Here is a 3086-nt window from a genome sequence, read left to right as displayed (position 1 = left end):
CGGAAACAACCACGTTTTCAACTTGGTTAAGTCCTCGACCGATTAGTACTGGTCCGCTCCACGCCTCACAGCGCTGCTACTTCCAGCCTATCTACCTGATCATCTTTCAGGGGTCTTACTTCCATATAGGAATGGGAAATCTCATCTCGAGGCGAGTTTCACACTTAGATGCTTTCAGCGTTTATCTCATCCATACATAGCTACCCAGCGATGCGCCTGGCGGCACAACTGGTACACCAGCGGTATGTCCATCCCGGTCCTCTCGTACTAAGGACAGCTCCTCTCAAATTTCCTACGCCCGCGACGGATAGGGACCGAACTGTCTCACGACGTTCTGAACCCAGCTCGCGTACCGCTTTAATGGGCGAACAGCCCAACCCTTGGGACCGACTACAGCCCCAGGATGCGATGAGCCGACATCGAGGTGCCAAACCTCCCCGTCGATGTGGACTCTTGGGGGAGATAAGCCTGTTATCCCCAGGGTAGCTTTTATCCGTTGAGCGATGGCCCTTCCATACGGTACCACCGGATCACTAAGCCCGACTTTCGTCCCTGCTCGACCTGTCTGTCTCGCAGTCAAGCTCTCTTCTGCCTTTACACTCGACGAATGATTTCCAACCATTCTGAGAGAACCTTTGGGCGCCTCCGTTACTTTTTAGGAGGCGACCGCCCCAGTCAAACTGCCCACCTGACACTGTCTCCCACCACGATTAGTGGTGTGGGTTAGAGTGTTCACACAGCGAGGGTCGTATCCCACCAGCGCCTCACTCGAAACTAGCGTTCCGAGTTCTACGGCTCCGACCTATCCTGTACAAGCTGTGTCAACACCCAATATCAAGCTACAGTAAAGCTCCATGGGGTCTTTCCGTCCTGTCGCGGGTAACCTGCATCTTCACAGGTAATATAATTTCACCGAGTCTCTCGTTGAGACAGTGCCCAGATCGTTACGCCTTTCGTGCGGGTCGGAACTTACCCGACAAGGAATTTCGCTACCTTAGGACCGTTATAGTTACGGCCGCCGTTTACTGGGGCTTCATTTCTGGGCTTCGCCGAAGCTAACTCATCCACTTAACCTTCCAGCACCGGGCAGGCGTCAGCCCCTATACGTCATCTTACGATTTTGCAGAAACCTGTGTTTTTGATAAACAGTCGCCTGGGCCTTTTCACTGCGGCTACACTTGCGTGTAGCACCCCTTCTCCCGAAGTTACGGGGTCATTTTGCCGAGTTCCTTAACGAGAGTTCACTCGCTCACCTTAGGATACTCTCCTCGACTACCTGTGTCGGTTTGCGGTACGGGTAATTAATCACTAACTAGAAGCTTTTCTCGGCAGTGTGACGTCTGGCGCTTCCCTACTAAAATTCGGTCCTCGTCACGCCTTGTCCTTAGCGATAAGCATTTAACTCATCACCAGACTTGACGCTTGAACACACATTTCCAATCGTGTGCACACCATAGCCTCCTGCGTCCCTCCATCGTTCAAACATGATTAACTAGTACAGGAATATCAACCTGTTATCCATCGCCTACGCTTCTCAGCCTCGGCTTAGGTCCCGACTAACCCTGGGAGGACGAGCCTTCCCCAGGAAACCTTAGTCATTCGGTGGATCAGATTCTCACTGATCTTTCGCTACTCATACCGGCATTCTCACTTCTAAGCGCTCCACTAGTCCTTGCGGTCTAGCTTCGTTGCCCTTAGAACGCTCTCCTATCACGCGACCTATTGGTCGCATCCACAATTTCGGTAACATGCTTAGCCCCGGTAAATTTTCGGCGCGGGATCACTCGGCTAGTGAGCTATTACGCACTCTTTAAATGGTGGCTGCTTCTGAGCCAACATCCTAGCTGTCTATGCAACTCCACATCCTTTTCCACTCAGCATGTATTTAGGGACCTTAATTGGTGGTCTGGGCTGTTCCCCTTTCGACGGCGGATCTTATCACTCGTCGTCTGACTCCCGGATATAAATCAGTGGCATTCGGAGTTTATCTGAATTCAGTAACCCATGACGGGCCCCTAGTCCAAACAGTGGCTCTACCTCCACGATTCTTAACTCCGAGGCTAACCCTAAAGCTATTTCGGAGAGAACCAGCTATCTCCAAGTTCGTTTGGAATTTCACCGCTATCCACACCTCATCCCAGCATTTTTCAACATACACGGGTTCGGTCCTCCAGTGCGCTTTACCGCACCTTCAACCTGGACATGGATAGGTCACCTGGTTTCGGGTCTACATCAATTTACTGAAACGCCCGTTTCAGACTCGCTTTCGCTACGGCTCCGGTCTTTCCACCTTAACCTTGCAAATTAACGTAACTCGCCGGTTCATTCTACAAAAGGCACGCTATCACCCATTAACGGGCTCTAACTAATTGTAGGCACATGGTTTCAGGAACTATTTCACTCCGCTTCCGCGGTGCTTTTCACCTTTCCCTCACGGTACTGGTTCACTATCGGTCACTAGGGAGTATTTAGCCTTGGGAGATGGTCCTCCCGGATTCCGACCACGTTTCACGTGTGTGGCCGTACTCAGGATACTGAACTGAGGGTCAACGATTTCATCTACGGGGGTATCACCCTCTATGCCGAGCCTTCCCAGACTCTTCGATTATCATTGACTTTGGTAACTCAAATGTTCAGTCCTACAACCCCAAAGAGCAAGCTCTTTGGTTTGGGCTATTCCCCGTTCGCTCGCCGCTACTTAGGGAATCGATTTTTCTTTCTATTCCTGCGGGTACTTAGATGTTTCAGTTCCCCGCGTCTGCCTCAACTCAAGTATGTATTCCCTGAGTTGTAATTACTGATTAAAGTAATTGGGTTTCCCCATTCGGAAATCTCCGGATCAAAGCTTACGTACAGCTCCCCGAAGCATATCGGTGTTAGTCCCGTCCTTCATCGGCTCCTAGTACCAAGGCATCCACCATGCGCCCTTCATAACTTAACCTAACGATTACTTCGTAATCGCTGATTAATTGAGTATTAGCGATATAAACTAATTAAAAAACTCAAAAATACGCAGTTGTTTCTCGGTTTAATTATCTTAATAATTAAAGGAAAATAATTGATAATATCTAGTTTTCAAAGAACAA

1 rRNA gene is annotated in these 3086 nt (G+C 49.7%); it reads right to left on the bottom strand.

Annotation, left to right across the window (positions count from 1 at the left end):
- Positions 1–22: 22 nt before the first annotated feature.
- Positions 23–2941, bottom strand: a 23S ribosomal RNA gene (locus FD28_RS00015).
- Positions 2942–3086: the final 145 nt, after the last annotated feature.

The sequence above is a fragment of the Levilactobacillus hammesii DSM 16381 genome (assembly GCF_001434395.1).
Classification (GTDB): Bacteria; Bacillota; Bacilli; order Lactobacillales; family Lactobacillaceae; genus Levilactobacillus; species Levilactobacillus hammesii.
The sequence above is the reverse complement of the archived record's forward strand: the minus strand, read 5'-3'. Positions and strand labels throughout refer to the sequence as shown.